Below are 17,902 nucleotides of genomic sequence, written 5' to 3'. Positions count from 1 at the left end.
GTTCCCTTTGTGCGTTCTTGCCGGTCGGTTACTGGTTATTCGCCGATGTAGTGCATGACGTGCTTGACCCTGGTGTAGTCATGCAGGCCGAACACCGACAGGTCCTTGCCGTACCCGGAGTGCTTGAAGCCGCCGTGCGGCATCTCCGAGACGAACGGGATGTGGGTGTTGACCCAGACGACGCCGAAGTCGAGCTTGTTCGACATCCGCATGGCGCGGCCGTGGTCGGCGGTCCACACCGAGCCGCTGAGGCCGTACCTGACGTCGTTGGCCTTGGCCAGCGCGTCGGCCTCGTCGGTGAACGTCTGGACGGTGATGACCGGGCCGAACACCTCGTTCTGCACCATCTCGTCGTCCTGCTTGAGTCCGTCGACGACGGTGGGGGCGAAGAAGTAGCCCCGCTCGCCGACCCGCTGCCCGCCGGTGAGCACCTTGGCGTGCGCGGGGGCGCGCTCGATGAAGCCCTGGACGCGGGCGAGCTGGTTCTCGTTGTTGAGCGGGCCGTACAGCGCGTCCTCGTCGGCCAGGTCGCCGGTCACGGTGGCGGCTGCGGCCTCCGTCAGCGCGGCCACGAACTCGTCGTGCACGCTCTCCTGGACGAGCACCCGGCAGGCGGCGGTGCAGTCCTGCCCCGCGTTGTAGAAGCCGGCGGTGGCGATGTCCTGGGCGGCCTTGCTCAGGTCCTTGACGTCCTCGAAGACCACGACCGGGGCCTTGCCGCCGAGCTCCAGGTGGACCCGCTTGAGGTCGTCGGCGGCGCTCTTGGCAACCGACATGCCCGCGCCCACCGAGCCGGTGATCGCCACCATCGCGGCGGTCGGGTGGCTCACCACGGTGGCGCCGGTCTCGCGGTCGCCGGTGACGACGTTGAAGACGCCGGGCGGGAGCACGCTGCCGAGGATCTCGGCGAGCTTGAGCGTGGAGGCCGGGGTGGTGTCGGACGGCTTGAGCACCACGGTGTTGCCGGCCGCGATCGCCGGGGCGATCTTCCAGACCGCCATCATCATCGGGTAGTTCCACGGCGTGACCTGGCCGATCACCCCGATGGGCTCGTGCCGGATGACGCTGGTGTGCTCGGCGAGGAACTCGCCGGAGGTCGGGCCCTCCAGCGTGCGGGCGGCGCCGGCGAAGAAGCGGAAGTGGTCGGCCGCGACCGGGGTCTCGTCCTCGGCCATGCGGGCGAGCGGCTTGCCGGTGTTGCGGCACTCCGCCTCGTTGATCTCGTCGGCCCGCGCCTCGATGGCGTCGGCGACCTTGAGCAGGAGGTTGGCCCGCTCCCCCGGGGTGGTGCTGCCCCACGACTCGAACGCGGCGGCCGCGGCCTCGTAGGCGGCGTCCACGTCCTCGGGGCCGGAGATCGGGGCCTGCGCGTAGGCCTCGCCCGTGCAAGGATCGATGACGTCGGAGAATCGGCCGCTCTTGGCGTCCACGAACTCACCGTTGACGAAGTTCTGCAGACGGATGGTCAAGGGATGACCTCCTGTAGAGATGACTGGTGAGGGGCTGGTCATGCCGCAGGTGGCTGAGTTGCCGCGACTCTTACAGAGTAACCGCATCTGAACAAGGGATTTCGTGGCGAAGATACCAAATTGCTACGAATTCGCTTGACAGACCCGTGAGAACTGACACCATGTCGCACCAGGACGGCAACCCCCCGGGAACGCCCCCGTAACATGCCGGACGGTTGGAGGATCCCTCGACATGACGACGCCTCCGCGCGTACGCCGCAGCAAGGACACCGCGCCCGGACCGGTCGTGCTCGACGAGCTGTCCAAGCAGATCATCGAGCAGCTCCAGTCCGACGGCCGCAAACCGTACGCCGCGATCGGCAAGGCCGTCGGCCTGTCGGAGGCGGCGGTCCGCCAGCGGGTCCAGCGGCTGCAGGAGGCGGGTGTCATGCAGATTGTCGCGGTGACCGACCCGCTGACGCTCGGCTTCCCGCGCCAGGCGCTGATCGGCGTCACCTGTGAGGGCGACCTGGAGTCCGTGGCCGACGAGCTGGCGGCGATCGAGGAGATCGACTACGTGGTGCTCACCGCCGGCTCCTTCGACGTCCTCGTCGAGGTGGTGTGCGAGGGCGACCGTCACCTGCTGGAGATCCTCAGCAAGATCCGGGCCATCCCCGCGGTGCGGGCCACCGAGTCGTTCGTGTACCTCAAGCTGCGCAAGCAGACGTACTCGTGGGGCACCAGGTAGGCGCACGGCCAGGACGTCGACCCCGTCGCGGCCGGTCAGGGCCTCCGGGCGGCCGGATCGATGATGGCGATATCGCCGTCGCGAGCGCATTGACGGGTTTCACCAGCGCCACCCCTACGGAGGGCTGGGCCGCTTCCCCACCGCGACGACCCATCGCACCGGCTTTTTCCGCCGCAAGAGTCCTGCGAAGCCGCGAACCCGAACTCCGGGAATGCAGGGCTGGACAAGTCGCACGGTGCCGGGAGCGATGAATCCTTTTCTGTCCCGTAGTCATACGTTCCATGCGCGTCGTCGTCTGGATCCGCTGTGCAGCAGGGGCTTCGCGGGCGACGCCGCTGATCGTCCCGTCCCTTCGCCGCCGCCTGATCCCGCAATTCGACGGAGGACTTCGAACTCCGTATCGATTCCGTGACATTCGAGCTGAGATTGCGCAACGCCAATACGGTCCCCTAGTGAGCCGATAGGCCATAGCGCATAATTCGGGATTAGTGGCTTATATAGCAATAACTGCTCTTCTGTCCAGTTTATGAGCATGTGAGCTTCTACGGGGTGTATATGAAGTTCTGCCTTCTGGGGCCACCGGAGGTGCGCGGCGACGCCTGCCGCCGGTGGTTCCGGGGACATCGCCAGCGCGCGGTCTTCGCGGCACTGGCGCTGAACGCCAACCGGGTCGTGAAGACCGACAGGCTGGTCGACATCGTGTGGGGCGACCGCCCTCCGCCCACCGCACAGGCCCAGATCCAGAAGACCCTCTCGACGTTACGTCAGAACCTGGGTCGCACGTCCACCGGAGGCGAACGGATCAGCACGGTCTCCGCCGGATACCTGCTCCACGCCGCGCCGGGTGAGATCGACGTGGAGGTCTTCAGAGGAGAGGTGCGGGAGGCCACGTCCGCCATGGTGGCGGGTGACCTGCCCGCGGCGGTCGCCTGCTTCCGCGTGGCGCTGGCCCGCTGGTTCGGGCGGGCGCTCGACGGCGTGCCCGGGCTCGCCGCGGAGGCCGCCCACCTGGAGGAGCAACGTCTGATCGCATGGGAGGAGTGCCTGCACGCCGAGCTGGCGCTCGACGGCCACGCCAGGGTGGCGGCCGAGATCGAGCCGCTGATCGGGTTCCATCCGCTGCGCGAGCGCCTGTGCGCGTTGCTGATGATCGCCCTGTACGGGTGCGGGCGCAGGGTCGAGGCCCTGCGCGCCTACCACGGCATCCGCGAGCGACTCCGTGAGGAACTGGGCATCGAGCCGAGCAGCGAACTGCGCGACATCCAGCACGCCATCCTGATCGAGACACCGGCGGCCGAGATGCTGCCCGTCCCATGAGGGGCCGGCGGGTGAGCGTGGCGATCGCCGCGGGCTTCGCCGTGGCCGCCGGTCTGCTGGCCGTACGACGCCGCTATCTCGTCATCACGGTCAACGGCGGGAGCATGAGCCCGGCCTTCACCGACGGCGACCGGGTCCTGGTGCGCAGGGTGACCGGCCGGCCGCCTCACCGGGGCGACGTGGTGGTGCTGCGCACGCCGTCTTCCTCGGGTCCGGCACGCGGGGGCTGGAGCATCAAGCGGGTCGTGGCCGTACCCGGCGACCCCCTGCCGGAGGCCGCCGTCGACGCCTGCGGGATACCGGCCGGGACGCCGGTCCCGGCCCGTCGCCTCGTGGTCTTCGGGGACGCGCTCGACAGTTACGACTCCAGGACCTGGGGTTTCCTGTCCGCTGAGGACCTGGTCGGCGTCGTGACCAGACGCCTGTCGTCGCGCCCCGATCCCGGCCGGCCGCGCCGGTGGCGACCGGGTAGCGATCCGGTAGGGCTGCGGTAGTACTCCGGTAGTGACGGCTGAGAGGGTGACGGCGCACCGCGGTGTGGAGGTGACATGGGTCCCGCGCTCCCTGCAGCGGGTCCGTGCACCGTCGATGCGTAAGGGAGAAGCATGATCAAAAAGGTCAACGCACTGGGCGACAAACTGCTCTCGCTGCTGCTGCCCAGCAGCAGCGCGGACGCGGCCCCCCTGTGCCAGGGCAAGTATCTCTACACGGACGGCAGCGGCTGCAACTACTACTGCTACCGCTGGCTCGACCGCTCCTCGAAGCTCAAGTGGTGCGGCAACGACCGGACCTGCAGGGCCGTCTGCTACGACTGCTGCTGACACCGAACACCCGGCACCGGCCCGCCGCCGCCTGACCAGGCGCGCACGCCGGCCGGAGCACCAATCATGTCGCCGGCGCCGTCGCCCCGTCTCCCGGTGGGGCGACGGTCGCCGTCGGGGTCGGGTCAACCGACGATCTCGCCGTCATCGTTCGCGCCGGCCTCTCGCCGGCTCGGTCCTGAAAGGTAAGACGGAGTGTCGTTTCTTGTGGCCGGAATGGTCTTCTTCGGGCTGGTGAGCCTGGTCAACCTGGTCCTCACCCTGGCGGTGATCCGCCGGTTACGGGAGCACACCACGCAGCTCGTGGCGCTCACGGCGGGGAACCCGGCCGGGGCGCTGCTGGCCGCGGGGACGTCGCTGCCGATGATCGAGGCCGAGTCTGTCGACGGTGAGACGGTCGACAGCCGGGTGACCTCGCCCGAGGTCGTCGCGCTCCTCTCCACGGAGTGCTCGGTGTGCCTGGACCAGCTGCCGGATCTCGTCGGCCTCATCACCGACCGGCGCGTCGACCGGCCCGCGGCGGTGGCGGTGATCATGGGAGACGACAGCGCCCAGGCTGAGCAGCTGGTCGAGAAGCTGCGGCCGGTCGCGAGCGTGGTCCGCCAGCCCTGGGGAGGCCCGATCGAAAAAGCGTTCCAGGCCAGGGCCTTTCCCGCCTTCTATCTCGCCTCCGAGGGAGTGGTGCGGGCCGCCTCCATCTCCGTGATGGACTTGGACCGGCCGGTTCCCGCGTGATCCGCGCCGCACGGAACCGTGCGGACACCTCGCCCCCGGGCACGCCGGAGACTTCGGCCGCCGGCACACTCCGGCAACGGGCCGGTGCCGCGTGGGCGATGGTCTGGAGAGCCGGTCCGCTGTTGTCGCTCGGTTCCGTCGCCCTGTCGGTGCTGTCGGGCCTCTGGCCCGTCGCGGGCGCCTGGCTCACCAAGCTGCTGCTCGACGAGCTGAGCAGCCCCCGACGTGACCAGGCGCTGCTGGTCGGGCTGGCGGCGGGCCTGGCCCTCATCGGCCTGCTGACCGCCACCCTTTCCCATCTCGACCGCTATCTCGACGCGCAGCTGCGCCGGCGGCTCGACCTGCTCGCCCGCGACGAGTTGTTCCGTGCGGTCAACCGGTTCGCCGGGCTGGCGCGTTTCGAGACGCCGCAGTTCCTCGACCGGTTGCGGCTGGCCGAACAGACGGGCCAGACGGCGGCCGGCCAGATCGTCCTGCCCACGTTCTCCGCGCTGCGGACGCTCATCTCGGTCGTCGGGTTCGTCGTCACCCTGACGGTGCTGAGCCCGGTCATGACCGCCGTGGTGCTGCTCGCCGCGGTGCCGGCCGTCATCGCGGAGGTGGCCCTGAGCCGGGTCCGGGCCGGTATGCATTGGATGACCAGTCCGCTCGGCCGCCGCAGCGCCTTCTTCGCCAGGCTGCTCACCAACCTCGACTTCGCCAAGGAAGTCCGCCTGTTCGGGCTCGGCGAGTACCTCCGGCGGCGGCTGCTGGCCGACGTCCGCGAGGCCCAGGAGAGCGAGCGGGCCGTCGACGTACGCGAGTTGAAGGCGCAGACGCTGCTCAGCGCGCTCGGCGCGGTGACCGCCGGCGCCGGCCTGATCTGGGTGGTGGCGGGCACGGCGGGCGGCGCGCTGTCGATCGGCGACGTGGCCGTCTTCGTCGCGGCGGTGGCCGGCGTGCAGTCGGGCCTCGCGGAGCTGGTCGGGTCGGTCGGCGGGGTGTACGAGTCGTTGCTCCTGTTCGGTCACTACCGCGAGGTGGTGCGGGCCGAACCGGACCTGCCGGTGGTGGAGGCGCCGAGGAAGGCGCCGCCGTTCCGGCACGGGATCGAGTTCCGCGACGTGTGGTTCCGCTATGACGACGCGCATCCGTGGGTCCTGAAGGGCGTGGATCTGTTCCTGCCCTACGGCAGCGCGCTGGCTCTGGTCGGCCTCAACGGGTCCGGCAAGTCGACGCTGGTCAAGCTGCTCTGCCGGTTCTACGATCCGCAACGCGGCGCGGTGCTCTGGGACGGGGTGGACATCCGTGAGATGGACCCCGCGGACCTTCGCGACCGGATCGCCGCGGTCTTCCAGGACTGCGTCGCTTACGAGTTCACCGCCGCCGAGAACATCGGCGTGGGCGACATTTCCGTCATGTCGGACCGAGAGCGCATCCACCGGGCCGCCACGCTGGCCGGGATCGATGAGACGCTCGCGCATCTCCCCCATGGCTACGACACGATGCTGAGCCGTACGTTCCGGCATCCGGGCGAGGACGAACTGGCCGCGGGCGTGCTGCTCTCCGGCGGCCAGTGGCAGCGTGTCGCGCTCGCCCGGGTCTACCTGCGGGAGGACCGCGACCTGGTCATCCTCGACGAGCCGAGCGCGGGCCTCGACGCGGAGGCCGAACACGACCTGCACACCGACCTGCGCCGGCACCGGGCCGGGCGCACCAGCCTGCTCATCTCGCACCGGCTCAGCGCCGTGCGCGAGGCCGATCTCATCGTGGTGCTCGCCGACGGGCGGATCGTGGAACAGGGCACCCACAGCGAGCTGATCACCCGTGACGGCGAGTACGCCCGGCTGTTCACTCTCCAGGCCAGCGGTTACCGCACGGAGGCCACCCCTGCCCGGACGGCCGGGCAGGGGTGAGCGGGCGGACCGGCGGTCAGGTGGAGACGGAGGGCTCCGGAACGGCGGCGGGCACGATCGGCGGCACCGGGGTGTCGGCCGTGCGCACCCAGCGCGGGCCCCGCGGCCCGTACACCTCGCGCGGCTCGGGGTAGGCCCACAGCAGCGCCATGTAAAGCACCGCGGCCGTGGCCAGGCCGAGCGGCAGCGACACGTCCACCCCGCCGGCCAGGTCGCCGAGCGGCCCGACGAACTGGCCGGGCAGGTTGACGAACGCCAGCGCGAGCAGGGCCGAGGCGAGCCAGGCGGTCAGGCCGCGCCAGTTCCAGCCGTGGGTGAACCAGTAACGCCCGCCCCGCTGCCGCCGGTTGAACACCTGCAGCGCCTCGGGGTCGTACCAGCCGCGGCGGGTCACGTACCCGAGCATCATGATCACCATCCACGGCGCGGTGCAGGTGATGATAAGGGTCGCGAACGTGGAGATGCTCTGCGTGAGGTTGGCCGCGAAGCGGCCGACGAAGACGAACACGATCGACAGCGAGCCGATGAGCAGCGTCGCCTTCACCCGCGTGAAGGCGGGGAAGACGCTGGAGAAGTCCAGCCCGGTGCCGTACATCGAGGTGGTGCCGGTGGACATGCCGCCGATCAGCGCGATGAGGCAGACGGGGATGAAGTACCAGGTGGGCGCGATGGCCAGGAGGCCGCCGACGTAGTTGGGCGCGGCCGGGTCCATGTACTCGGCGGCCTTGGCGGCGATGATCGACGCGGTGGCCAGGCCGAAGAAGAACGGCAGGATGGTGGAGACCTGGGCCATGAAGGCGGCCGCCATCACCCGGCCCCGCGGCGTCTCGGCCGGGATGTAGCGCGACCAGTCGCCGAGGAACGCGCCGAACGAGACCGGGTTCGACAGCACGATCAGCGCCGCGCCGATGAACGACGGCCAGAACAGCGGGTCGCCGGGCGCCAGCAGACCGGCGTACGACGGGTCGAAGTCACCGGCGAAGGCGAACACGCCGAGCACGAACAGCGCCGACGCCGCGATGACCGCGATCTTGTTGACGAACAGCATGAACCGGAACCCGTACACGCACACCACGAGCACGAGGCCCGCGAAGATCGCGTACGCGACCCCGTAGGAGAAGTCCGACTCCGGCAGCCCGACCAGCCGGTGCGCGCCGCCGACCAGCGCGTCGCCCGAGGACCACACGGAGATCGAGAAGAACGCGATCGCGGTCAGCAGCGACAGGAAGGAGCCGACGATCCGGCCGTGCACGCCCAGGTGCGCGGAGGAGGAGACGGCGTTGTTGGTGCCGTTGAGCGGCCCGAACAGCGACAGCGGCGCCAGGATGAGCGCGCCGACCAGCAGGCCGAGCACGGTCGCGGCGAGCCCCTGCCAGAACGACAGGCCGAACAGGATGGGGAAGGTCCCGAGCACGCAGGTGGCGAAGGTGTTCGCGCCGCCGAAGGAGAGCCTGAACAGGTCCAGGGGGCGGGCGGTGCGCTCGGCGTCGGGGATGCGGTCGACGCCGCGGGTCTCGATCTCGGTGATGGAGGTGCTCATGCGTTCTCCTGCAAGGCCAGCAAGGTGACGAGGTCGTAGGCGACATGAGAGGCGGCGACGGCGGTGATCTCGGCGTGGTCGTAGGCGGGCGCCACCTCGACCACGTCCGCGCCGATCAGGTTGCACCCGGCCAGGCCGCGCAGGATCTCCAGCAGTTCGCGGCTGGTGAGCCCGCCCGCCTCCGGGGTGCCGGTGCCGGGGGCGTGCGCCGGGTCGAGCACGTCGATGTCGACCGACACGTACAGGGGGCGTTCGCCGATCCGCTGGCGCAGCGCGTCGACCACCTCGTCGACGCCGCGCCGCAGCACGTCGGCCGCGGTGACGATGCCGAAGCCGAGGCGCCGGTCGTCGTCGAGGTCCTTCTTGCCGTAGAGCGGGCCGCGGATGCCGACGTGGCCGAGCGCCTCGGTGTCCAGCAGTCCTTCCTCCACGGCCCGGCGGAACGGGGTGCCGTGCGTGTACTCGGCGTCGAAGTAGGTGTCCCAGGTGTCCAGATGGGCGTCGAAGTGCAGCAGCGCCACCGGCCCGTGCCGCCGGGCGGCGTCGCGGAGCAGCGGCAGCGCGATCGTGTGGTCACCGCCGATGGTCACCAGGCGGGCGTCCAGCGCGGCGGCCCCCGCCTCGATGCTCTCGATCGCCTCCTCGATGTGGAAGGGGTTGGCGGCGATGTCGCCGGCGTCCGCCACCTGGACCCGTTCGAACGGGGAGACGTCCAGACCCGGGTGGTAGGGCCGCAGCAGCCGTGACGCCTCGCGCACCGCGGAGGGGCCGAACCTGGCCCCCGGACGGTAGGAGACGCCACTGTCGAACGGGACGCCCACGACCGCCACGTCCACGCGCTCCACCTCGTCGACGCGAGGCAGGCGGGCGAAGGTGGCGGGCCCCGCGAAGCGCGGGACCCTTGCTGAGTCGATGGGGCCTTTAGTCATGCGCACAGTCAATGTCATGCTTTTGACCTGCGGCAATTGGCCCTGCCACGAAGTCCTACAGTGGGAGTTGTGGCTGACCACAAGGTGACGGTGCTCGACCTGTTGCGGCTGCCGGCCCTGCAACTGCGCCTGCTCGCGGGCCGGGCGGGGCTCGGCCGCTCGGTGTCGTGGGCGCACGTGAGCGAGCTGACCGACCCGACGCCGTGGCTCCTCGGCGCCGAGGTGATCATGACGACGGGCATCGGCGTGCCCCGGTCCGCCGCCGGCCAGCGGGCCTACCTGGAGCGGCTGGACGACGCGGGCGTGTCCGCGCTGGCTCTGTCGGCGCAGCTGCACGTGCCGCCGCTGCACCGGGCGTTCTTCGAGGTGGCCGAGCGGCGCGGCATGCCGGTGCTGGAGGTGCCGCTGGCCGTGCCGTTCATCGCCATCGCCCAGGAGGTGGCGGCGGCGGTACAGGAGGACGCCCGCCACCGGCTGGGTGCGCAGCTCCAGGTGTTCGGCGCGCTGCGCTGGCTGGCGTCGGAGGAGCTCGACCCGGCCACCCTGTTCAGGCGGCTGGAACGGCTGTCGGGTTACCAGGTGTTCCTGTGCACCCCGCAGGGCCGGCCGCTGCTGCCGGGGGTGCCGGTGCCGCCGTCACTCGACGTGCTGCCGTCGGAGCCCGAGGCGCCGCCGACCATCCCCGGCGGTTTCGTGCTGCCGGTGCCCGCGCCCGGCGGGCCCGCCGGGTTCCTCGTGGCGTTCGAGCGCGAGGGCGCCCGCCCCGCCGGGCTGGCCGTGGTGCAGCACATCGCCACGGTGGCCGCGCTCCAGGTGGCCATGGCCAGGAACGAGCGCGAGACGCTGCGCCGCGAGGGCGCGGAGACGCTGGCGGAGCTGCTGCAGGACGTGCTCGACCCGGCCACCGCGCGCCGCCGCCTGGCCCGGCTGGGGCTGCCGCCGGACGCCGACGCGGTGCTGGTCGTGGTGCGCGGCGCCGGCGACGACGACCTGCGGCGGGCGCTGGCCGACCACCCGCACCTCATGCTGCGCCGCGGCGACGACCTGTACGTGCTCGGCCCGCCTTCCCTGGCCGGGCCGATCACCGGGCCGCCGGCCGTCCGGGCGGGCATGAGCCGGCCGTTCCCGCCGGGCGCCTCCACCCGCGTGGCCAGGCGCGAGGCCGTGTGGGCGGCCGGCCGGGCCGTCGAGTCGGGCCAGCCGCTGGTCGTCTACGGCAAGGACCCGACGGGCCGGTGGCTGCCGGACGACTCCGACACCCTGGAGGCCCTGGTCGACCACGTCCTCGGCGCGGTGCTCGCCTACGACGCCGCGCACGACTCGCGGCTGCTCGACACGGTCCGCGCCTGGATGGAGCACGACCGCCGGTCGGAGGACACGGCGGCGGCGCTGCACATCCACCCCAACACCCTGGCTTACCGGCTGCGCCGGTTCGCGTCGCTGACCGGGCGCGACCTCACCTCGACGGCCGCCTTCGCCGAGGTGTGGCTCGCCCTCCAGGCCGCCCGCCAGCTCGGCCTGCCCCAGGACTAGGACACCTGCACGGTGGCGATCTCCCATCCGCCCAGCGGCAGGCGCAGGGAGCCGTCGGCGACCTCCAGCGTCTCACCCGGCCGGCCGCGCAGATCGGCCCGCCGGGCCCGGGTGAAGCCGCCGGTGACGAGCGCCTGCGTCGGGTCGTCGCGGAGCGCCACCACCCGCAGCTCCTTCCAGCCGTCGCGAACCCGCAGCGAGGTCATGACCACGCCGTCGCCCTCGACGGAAAGCCCGGCGGCCGGGGCGGGCAGCGGCAGCGACGGGTCGCCGGTGCCGGCCACGGTGACCAGGTCGTGCCGGAACTCCTCGGCCGCGCCCGGCACCGCCTCCCACGTCCCGGCGTAGGGCATCAGCGCCAGGGACACCGACCGCAGCCCGCGCGACTGCGCCGCCGGGGTCGGCAGCTGGGGCCCGGCCGGCTCGGGCCGCAGGACGTGCCGGTTGCGCGACAGGTAGCCGATGGAGCGCAGCAGCGTGAGCGCCAGCTCGCCGCCGTCGTCGACCAGCTCGTACTCGGTGACGTGCTCCAGCAGCGCCGCCACTCCCCCGGCGGCCACCCAGGAGGAGGCCGGGTAGGTGGGCAGCGGCTCCTCGCCGCAGCCGCCCTCGGCGGTGAGCCCGCGGGTGACGACCGCGAACTGGCCCTCGGCGTGCGAGACGGCGGCCCGCTCGGGCAGCGGCACGTGCAGCCGCACCCGGTGGTCGGCGCACCGGTTGTCGAAGTCCACCGTGAGCCGGACGAACGGCTCGCCCGTGCGCAGCTCGACCCGCGTGCGGACGGCGATCTCCTCGGTCGCCTCGGTGCGGGAGCGCGCGGGGATCTCCGGCGTGCCCTCGACCCCGTCGCCGGCGGCGGGCCACCGGAAGGTGCGCCACACGTCGTACGCGGCCACCAGCGGACCTCCGCACACCAGCTGCACGTGCACCGAGTCGGGCTCGGAGACCAGCCGGTCCTCGGCCGGAGGCGCGTAGTTGTAGCTGTCGCCCACGTCGCCGCCGTCGACGATGCGGCCGGCGCCGGTGAGCGTGACGCCGTGCGCGCCGGTCAGCGTGAGCGTGCCGTCGCGGGCCACCTCGACCCGGAGCAGCCCGTTGTCGAGCACCCGCTCCCCGGCCCGGACCGGCCGGACCGAGGCGGGCAGGCGGCCGTCAGGGTCCGCGTCCGGGGTCGGCCGCACGCTGGTGTGGCCGAGCGGCGGCGCCTCGATCAGCGCGGCCACGGTCCGGCGCGGCTCGGCGAGAATGCGCACCCGGGTGACCCCGGCGAGCGCCTCGCGCACCTGGCCGACGTCGAACGGCAGCCGCGACTCGCGGGCGACGGTGAACGTCAGCACCCCGTCCTCGACGGACCAGCCGGTGATGTGCTGGCCGTACAGCTCGGTGCCGTGCACGAAGGTGAGCGCCGTGGCGGGGTCCATCTCCTCGTCGAGCAGCAGCGTCGGCGCGTACTCCAGCGGCTGGACCGGCACCCGGGCCCCGCCGGGGCCGGTGATCGGGTCCTCGCCCGCCACGTTCAGCAGCACCACGCCGCGCCTGGTGGCCGGGGTCGGGTTGACGACGAGCAGGCCGCCGGACGGCACCGACGCGGCCAGCCGGGCGGTGACCATGTCGCGCACGGCCTGGCCGAGGTGCTCGGCCTCGGCGATGCGGGCGGCCACCTGCTGGGCGGTCTCGTCGACGCCGCAGCCGGTCACCGAGTCGTGGCCGCTGGCGTCGACCAGCCGCCACCAGGCCATGTCGAGGAAGCGTCCGGGCCACTCGGCGCCCCAGAGCGCCGCCAGCGGCTCGGCGTACCGCTCGACCATCCGCTCGGCGCGGCCCATGGCCTGCTTCACGGCCGCGCGCACGGAGATGACGCCGGGCAGGATGTTGGCCCGCGCGTGCGAGCGCAGCTCGCCGGCCACCCGGGGCAGCCCCTCGACGTCGGCCGGGTGGGCGGTGACGTAACCGGAGAGGGTGTCCATCCGGGCGCCGAGCCCGGCCACCATCTCGGGCAGACCGCGCACCGGGGCCGAGTGGTCGGTGCCGTACATGGCCAGCAGCGGGCCCTCGGGACCGTGCCAGCGGCGCATCGTCGCGACGAAGGCGGCGCCCCGCTCGGCGAGCCGCTCGGAGTCCTCGAACAGGTGGGCGCCGTTGCCGTAGCCGCCCGCGGGCAGGTACTGGGCGCGGATCGCGGTGCCGTCGGGGGCGACCCAGGCGAACGCGTCGGTGGTCACCGACGACGGCACGCCCCGGTAGACGCAGGCGTGCGCGAGCCCGGCCCGGCGCAGGATCTGCGGCATCTGCGCGGTGTGGCCGAACATGTCGGGCAGGTAGCCGACCGGCATGGCCCCGCCGAGCTTGTCGGCCCTGGCCATGCCCAGCTCCAGGTTGCGCACGATGTTCTCGCCCGAGCAGAGGAACTCGTCCAGCAGGATCTGCCACGGCCCGACCGCGAGCCGGCCCGACTCGACCAGCGCCGCCACCCGGTCGCGGTTCTCCGGCCGCACCTCCAGGTAGTCGTCCACGCAGGCCAGCTGCCCGTCGAGGGTGAAGTGGTAGCCGGGCTCGCGCTCCATGGTGTCGAGCACCTCGTCCATGAGCGCGACCAGCCGCAGCCTGAACCGCTGGAACGGCTCGTACCACTCCCGGTCCCAGTGCGTGTGCGGGACGACGACGATCTCCCCGCTCTCCCCGCTGATCCCTGTGGTCACGCGGCTTCCCCTCCGATCGGCAGGTCGTGCTGTACGGCGTAGCGCGCGGCCACGCGCTGGGCGGTGACGATGTCCTCCAGGGCGCCGGCCCGGCCGGTGAGCGGCGGCTCGCCCTCGGCCGCGAAGGCGTGGAAGGCGGCCAGCTGGACCTCGAACGCCTCGGTCACGTCACGCCACTCGGTGCGGCTCTCGCCGCCGGACACCACGGTGAGGACCGTGGGCGCGTTCATCAGGTAGGGAGCGGGGAAGGCCAGCTCCAGCGTGCCGGCGTCGTGGTGGACGGCCACGGTCTCCCGGTACGCGGGATAGCCCTCCAGATAGTGCCAGCGGATGGAGAACCGCCCGGCGGCCGGGAGCGGCCCGGAGATCTCCACCGACCCGGGCGCCGCCCCCCACGTCTCGACGTGCCCGATCTCCGTCGGCGAGCCGGTGAACCGGCGCAGCAGCGACAGGTCGTGGCAGATCGAGCCGAGCGCGACCGCGTACAGCGAGCGGACCGAGGCGGGCGCCTGCTCGCCGAGCGCCCGCGACACCAGGGCGTCCTCCCGCTCGCGCAGCCCGGCGAGCAGGTCGGCGGGCACGTCGCGGGCCTGGACGAGGTTGGCGAAGGCGAGCTGCGACTCCCCGCTCGGGTGCAGCACGGTCACCTCGACGGACCTGATCGCCTCCGGCCCGCCCAGCTCGGCCAGCAGTTCCTCGGCCCGGCGCACGGCCGGGTCGTACTGCTTCATGTAGCCGACCATGAGCCGGCCCTCGGGCAGCGCGGCCACCTCCGCCCGGGTCAGCGCCAGCGGCTTCTCGCAGAGCACCGCGTGACCCGCGGACAGCGCCCGGCCCACGGTCTCGCCGTGGGAGCCGGAGGCGAGCACGAGCACGCCCTCGAAACCTCCCGCGGCCAGCATGGCGTCGAGCGAGGTGTACCGGCCGGGCGCGCCGAGCCGGTCACCGACGGCGTCGGCGAGCGTCCGCGACAGGTCGCAGACGGCCGTCACCTCGAACAGGTCACGGCGGCGCGACAGCAGCGGCACGTACACCGCCTGCGTGACGGCGCCGCACCCGACAAGGGCGATCTTCAAGACTGGGTCCTCCAGCGTGGCGTCAAAGTCCGAGTTCCCGTAGCTTCTCGCGGTTGGCGGCTTGATCGGTGATGTTCCGCGTAACTGACCGCCTGCCGGGCAACGTGTCCTGCTCGATGATCACCCAACCGGTGTAGCCGATCTCGTCCAGCGTCCGCACCACGCCGGGCAGGTCCAGCTCGCCCTCGCCGAGCGGGGCGAAGCCGCCGCGGCCCATCAGCTCGCGCAGGTCCGCGCCGTCGGCCAGGGCCTGGGCCAGGATCGCCCGGTCGCCGTCCTTGACGTGCACGTGGCCGACCCTGCCGGACCAGTCGCGCAGCGCCGTCACCGGGTCTCCCCCGGCCAGCAGCAGGTGGCCGGTGTCGAGGCAGAGCTGCACGTCGGTCAGCTCCAGCAGCCGCTCCACGTCCTCGGGGGTCTCGACGTAGGTGCCGAGGTGGTGGTGGAAGGCCGGTTCGAAGCCGGCGTCGCGGCAGCGCAGCACCGCCTCCTGGACGCGGGCGGCGTAACCCGGCCACTCTCCCCGCTCCAGACCTGGAGCGTTCCCGCCCGGACGGGCGAAGCGGGCGGGCGAGCCGGAACAGCCGAGCGTCGGCCGCGGCCTGAGGTGGTCGGGGGCCGCCGGGGCGGCGGCGAACACCTCCAGGGTGGCGTCCAGGGCGGCCAGCCCCTTGCCGAACTCGTCGGCGTCGCCGTAGCGCAGGTCGGCCCAGCCGCCCGCGAGCAGCAGCCCGCCCAGCCGTTCGGCCAGATCGTCCTTGGTGCCGAGGTAGCCGATCGGGCCGAGGTCGATGCCGTCGTAGCCGGCGTCGGCGATGGCCGCGACCATCTCGCCGGAGGTCAGCGGCGGCGGCGCGTCGCTCAGCTCGAACACCCCGAAGCTCACCGGGGCGTTGGCGACACTGATCAGGCGCATAGCGCCATCACCTCGTTCTCGTAGGTTTCCAGGCGGTGGCGTCCTTCGGCGGCGGGTAGCAGCACCCGGTCACCGCGGATGACCAGGCGCTCGCCGCCGGGACGGACCAGGATGAGACCGTCGGCGTCCAGGGCGAGCAGTTCGTCGCCCAGGCGCAGCAGCAGCGGGGCGTCGGGCCCGGCCGAGACCGCGGTGCGGCCCTCGGCGACGGCGGCGAACACCGCGCCGGTGTCCTCTGCCAGGACCCACGTGGTGGGCGAGCCGGGCAGGCCGTCGGCGCCGGGCCGGTGGAAGTCGCTGGCGCCGATCGCCACCAGGTCGGGATGCCAGGCGTCGGCCCAGGCCAGGGGCGCGCCCCAGCGCCGGTCCCACCAGCCGGAGTGCCAGACCTCGGCGATCCTGGGCCGCCGGGTGAGCGGCTGCAGCCAGGCGCAGTCGCCGCCGAGCGGATGGTTGATGGAGATGAGCCCGCCCGCCTGCTCGGCGTGCGTCACCCACGCGTCGGCCGGCTGCCGGAAGTCGACCCAGCCGACGTCGCCGAACACGTTGGCGTGCCCGCGGTCGGTGGTGACCTCCTGGCCGGGCAGCAGCGTGATCCCCCGGTCGGTCTTGGCCAGCCAGGGGTGGTGGCTGACCGTGTTGTGGTCGGTGACGGCCAGGAAGTCCAGGCCGCGCCCGTGGGCCAGCTCCGCCAGCTCGGCGATGGTCAGCCGGCCGTCGCTGTGCACGGTGTGGGCGTGGAAGTCGCCGGCGAACCAGCGCAGGCCGTCCACGTCCGGGACGTCGCGCCGTGGCGGCCGCTCGCCATGCGCCGGCTCGGCCTCCTCCGGCGGCGCGGGCGCCACGGTGGAGGTGCTGATCTCCAGCGTGTAGTCGAGCCCCTCCGGCGGGATCCGGTGCAGGCGCAGCCACACCTGCCACGTGCCGGACTCCGGCTCGCCGGGCAGATAGCCGGGCGTCGCCCAGCCGGGAGCGATCGTGTACTCGTCGCGCGCCCCGCCGGACCAGCCACGGAAGCCACGCGGCCCGGCGCAGCCCAGGTCGAGCACACCCAGCGAACGGTCGTACGACAGCCGGACGGTCACCGCGGCGGCGCCCTCGGGCACCTCGAACGGCACCTCCCGCAGGATGCGCTCCAGCCGGTCGTCCAGGCTCCAGCGGCCCCTGATCACGGTCATGCGGCCACCAGCTCGCCGTCGCGGTAGACCAGCGCGCGGTCGTTCCTCGGCACCACCGTGCCCTGCTCGCCCAGCGCCGGCTCCTCCCCCTCGGCCACCACGGCCTGCACCGGGACGCCGCCGACGTCGAGGGTCACCAGATGGGAGGCGCCGAGGTTCTCCAGGATGACGACGCTTCCGGTCAGGCCGCCCGCCACGGCCCCGGCCCGGTAGGAGGCGTACTCGGGACGCAGACCGTACACCAGCTTCTCCCCGTCGGCCAGGAGCCCTTCGGCCGAGGCGGGGACGGGCACCTTGCACCCGGCCACCTCCAGGCCGTCACCCATGACGACGGCGTCCAGCAGGTTCATCGGGGTCGAGCCGATGAACCCGGCGACGAACGTGTTGGCCGGCCGCTGGAACACCTCCGAAGGCGTGCCGATCTGGCGGATCAGCCCCGACTCCATGATCGCCATCCGGTCGGCCATGGCCAGCGCCTCGGCCTGGTCGTGGGTGACGAACACGGTGGTGACGCCCAGCTCCCGCTGGAGCTTCTTGAGGAACGTGCGCGCCTCCAACCGGAGCCGCGCGTCCAGGTTGGACAGGGGCTCGTCGAACAGGAACGCCTGCGCCTGCGTGGCCATCACCCGGGCCAGCGCCACCCGCTGCTGCTGCCCGCCGGACAGCTGGCCCGGCCGCCGGTCCATCAGCCGCTCCAGGCCCAGCCGGGCGGCCACCTCCGACGCCTTCGCCCGGCGCTCGGCCTTGCCCACTTTCTTGATCCGCAGCGGGTAGGCGATGTTGTCGGTGACGTCCATGTGCGGGAACAGCGCGTAGTCCTGGAAGACCATCGCGACGTCGCGGCCGCCCGGCTGCACGTTCGTCACGTCGCGCGCGCCGATGACGACCGCCCCGCCGGTCGCGGTCTCCAGGCCGGCGATGGTACGCAGCAACGTGGTCTTCCCGCAGCCCGAGGGGCCGAGCAGGGCGAAGAACTCGCCGTCGGGGATGGTCAGGTCCAGCGAGTCGAGCGCCTTCACCCCACCGGGATAGACCTTGGTCAGGCCCCGAAGTTCGATTGCGGCCAT

The 17,902-nt window shown here is 72.4% G+C and carries 15 protein-coding genes; 7 read left to right on the top strand and 8 right to left on the bottom strand.

Annotated elements, in window-relative coordinates; translation table 11 throughout:
* Positions 1 to 35 precede the first annotated feature (35 nt).
* A complete protein-coding gene (locus ACGFI7_RS40160) occupies positions 36 to 1,511 on the bottom strand; it encodes a gamma-aminobutyraldehyde dehydrogenase (RefSeq protein WP_393414555.1) in 1,476 nt (491 codons plus the stop codon).
* Between the two features lie 190 nt (positions 1,512 to 1,701).
* On the opposite strand from ACGFI7_RS40160, the gene ACGFI7_RS40155 reads away from it, so the two are divergent.
* The 6 genes from ACGFI7_RS40155 (at position 1,702) to ACGFI7_RS40130 (ending at position 6,964) form a co-directional block, all read left to right on the top strand.
* The gene (locus tag ACGFI7_RS40155) at positions 1,702 to 2,196 is read left to right on the top strand and encodes an Lrp/AsnC family transcriptional regulator (protein ID WP_393414552.1); all 495 of its coding nucleotides are present in this window, start codon (positions 1,702 to 1,704) and stop codon (positions 2,194 to 2,196) included.
* A gap of 555 nt (positions 2,197 to 2,751) precedes the next feature.
* Positions 2,752 to 3,513 (top strand): BTAD domain-containing putative transcriptional regulator, encoded by a 762-nt coding sequence (locus ACGFI7_RS40150; protein WP_393414549.1) that lies wholly within the window; start codon positions 2,752 to 2,754, stop codon positions 3,511 to 3,513.
* 11 nt (positions 3,514 to 3,524) lie between these two features.
* Positions 3,525 to 4,007, top strand: coding sequence for a signal peptidase I (gene lepB / locus ACGFI7_RS40145; RefSeq protein ID WP_393414546.1), 483 nt, complete (start codon positions 3,525 to 3,527; stop codon positions 4,005 to 4,007).
* A gap of 111 nt (positions 4,008 to 4,118) precedes the next feature.
* Complete coding sequence (locus ACGFI7_RS40140; RefSeq protein WP_393414543.1) at positions 4,119 to 4,334, top strand: hypothetical protein; 216 nt, start codon at positions 4,119 to 4,121, stop codon at positions 4,332 to 4,334.
* 195 nt (positions 4,335 to 4,529) lie between these two features.
* Positions 4,530 to 5,069, top strand: coding sequence for a TlpA family protein disulfide reductase (locus ACGFI7_RS40135; protein ID WP_393414540.1), 540 nt, complete (start codon positions 4,530 to 4,532; stop codon positions 5,067 to 5,069).
* A gap of 98 nt (positions 5,070 to 5,167) precedes the next feature.
* On the top strand, positions 5,168 to 6,964 hold the full coding sequence (locus ACGFI7_RS40130) for an ABC transporter ATP-binding protein (RefSeq protein ID WP_393414538.1): 1,797 nt from the start codon (positions 5,168 to 5,170) through the stop codon (positions 6,962 to 6,964).
* Positions 6,965 to 6,980: 16 nt separating this feature from the next.
* Here ACGFI7_RS40130 and ACGFI7_RS40125 read toward each other — a convergent pair whose 3' ends face one another.
* On the bottom strand, positions 6,981 to 8,504 hold the full coding sequence (locus ACGFI7_RS40125) for a purine-cytosine permease family protein (protein ID WP_393414535.1): 1,524 nt from the start codon (positions 8,502 to 8,504) through the stop codon (positions 6,981 to 6,983).
* Positions 8,501 to 9,433, bottom strand: a complete 933-nt coding sequence (gene speB, locus ACGFI7_RS40120; RefSeq protein ID WP_393414532.1) for an agmatinase — start codon at positions 9,431 to 9,433, stop codon at positions 8,501 to 8,503. The genes ACGFI7_RS40125 and speB overlap by 4 nt, the downstream gene beginning before the upstream one ends.
* Positions 9,434 to 9,502: 69 nt before the next feature.
* Here speB and ACGFI7_RS40115 point away from each other — a divergent pair, with 69 nt between their 5' ends.
* Entirely contained in the window at positions 9,503 to 10,966 is a 1,464-nt protein-coding gene (locus ACGFI7_RS40115; protein ID WP_393414529.1) for a PucR family transcriptional regulator, read from the top strand.
* Here the strand turns inward: ACGFI7_RS40115 and ACGFI7_RS40110 are convergent.
* Genes ACGFI7_RS40110 through ACGFI7_RS40090 form a run of 5 tightly spaced genes read right to left on the bottom strand, consistent with a single transcriptional unit; the run spans position 10,963 to position 17,902 of the window.
* The gene (locus tag ACGFI7_RS40110) at positions 10,963 to 13,665 is read right to left on the bottom strand and encodes an alpha-mannosidase (protein ID WP_393414526.1); all 2,703 of its coding nucleotides are present in this window, start codon (positions 13,663 to 13,665) and stop codon (positions 10,963 to 10,965) included. The two genes, ACGFI7_RS40115 and ACGFI7_RS40110, sit on opposite strands and share 4 nt — an antisense overlap.
* On the bottom strand, positions 13,662 to 14,741 hold the full coding sequence (locus ACGFI7_RS40105; protein WP_393414523.1) for a Gfo/Idh/MocA family protein: 1,080 nt from the start codon (positions 14,739 to 14,741) through the stop codon (positions 13,662 to 13,664). The genes ACGFI7_RS40110 and ACGFI7_RS40105 overlap by 4 nt, the downstream gene beginning before the upstream one ends.
* A 22-nt stretch (positions 14,742 to 14,763) precedes the next feature.
* On the bottom strand, positions 14,764 to 15,657 hold the full coding sequence (locus ACGFI7_RS40100) for a TIM barrel protein (protein WP_393414521.1): 894 nt from the start codon (positions 15,655 to 15,657) through the stop codon (positions 14,764 to 14,766).
* Positions 15,648 to 16,835: a CehA/McbA family metallohydrolase gene (locus ACGFI7_RS40095; RefSeq protein WP_393414518.1), complete on the bottom strand. Its 1,188-nt coding sequence runs from the start codon at positions 16,833 to 16,835 to the stop codon at positions 15,648 to 15,650. The genes ACGFI7_RS40100 and ACGFI7_RS40095 overlap by 10 nt, the downstream gene beginning before the upstream one ends.
* Positions 16,832 to 17,902, bottom strand: coding sequence for an ABC transporter ATP-binding protein (locus tag ACGFI7_RS40090; RefSeq protein ID WP_393414515.1), 1,071 nt, complete (start codon positions 17,900 to 17,902; stop codon positions 16,832 to 16,834). Before ACGFI7_RS40090 ends, ACGFI7_RS40095 begins: the two co-directional genes overlap by 4 nt.

The sequence above is a fragment of the Nonomuraea sp. NPDC048826 genome (genome assembly GCF_043198225.1).
Classification (GTDB): Bacteria; Actinomycetota; Actinomycetes; order Streptosporangiales; family Streptosporangiaceae; genus Nonomuraea.
The sequence above is the reverse complement of the archived record's forward strand: the minus strand, read 5'-3'. Positions and strand labels throughout refer to the sequence as shown.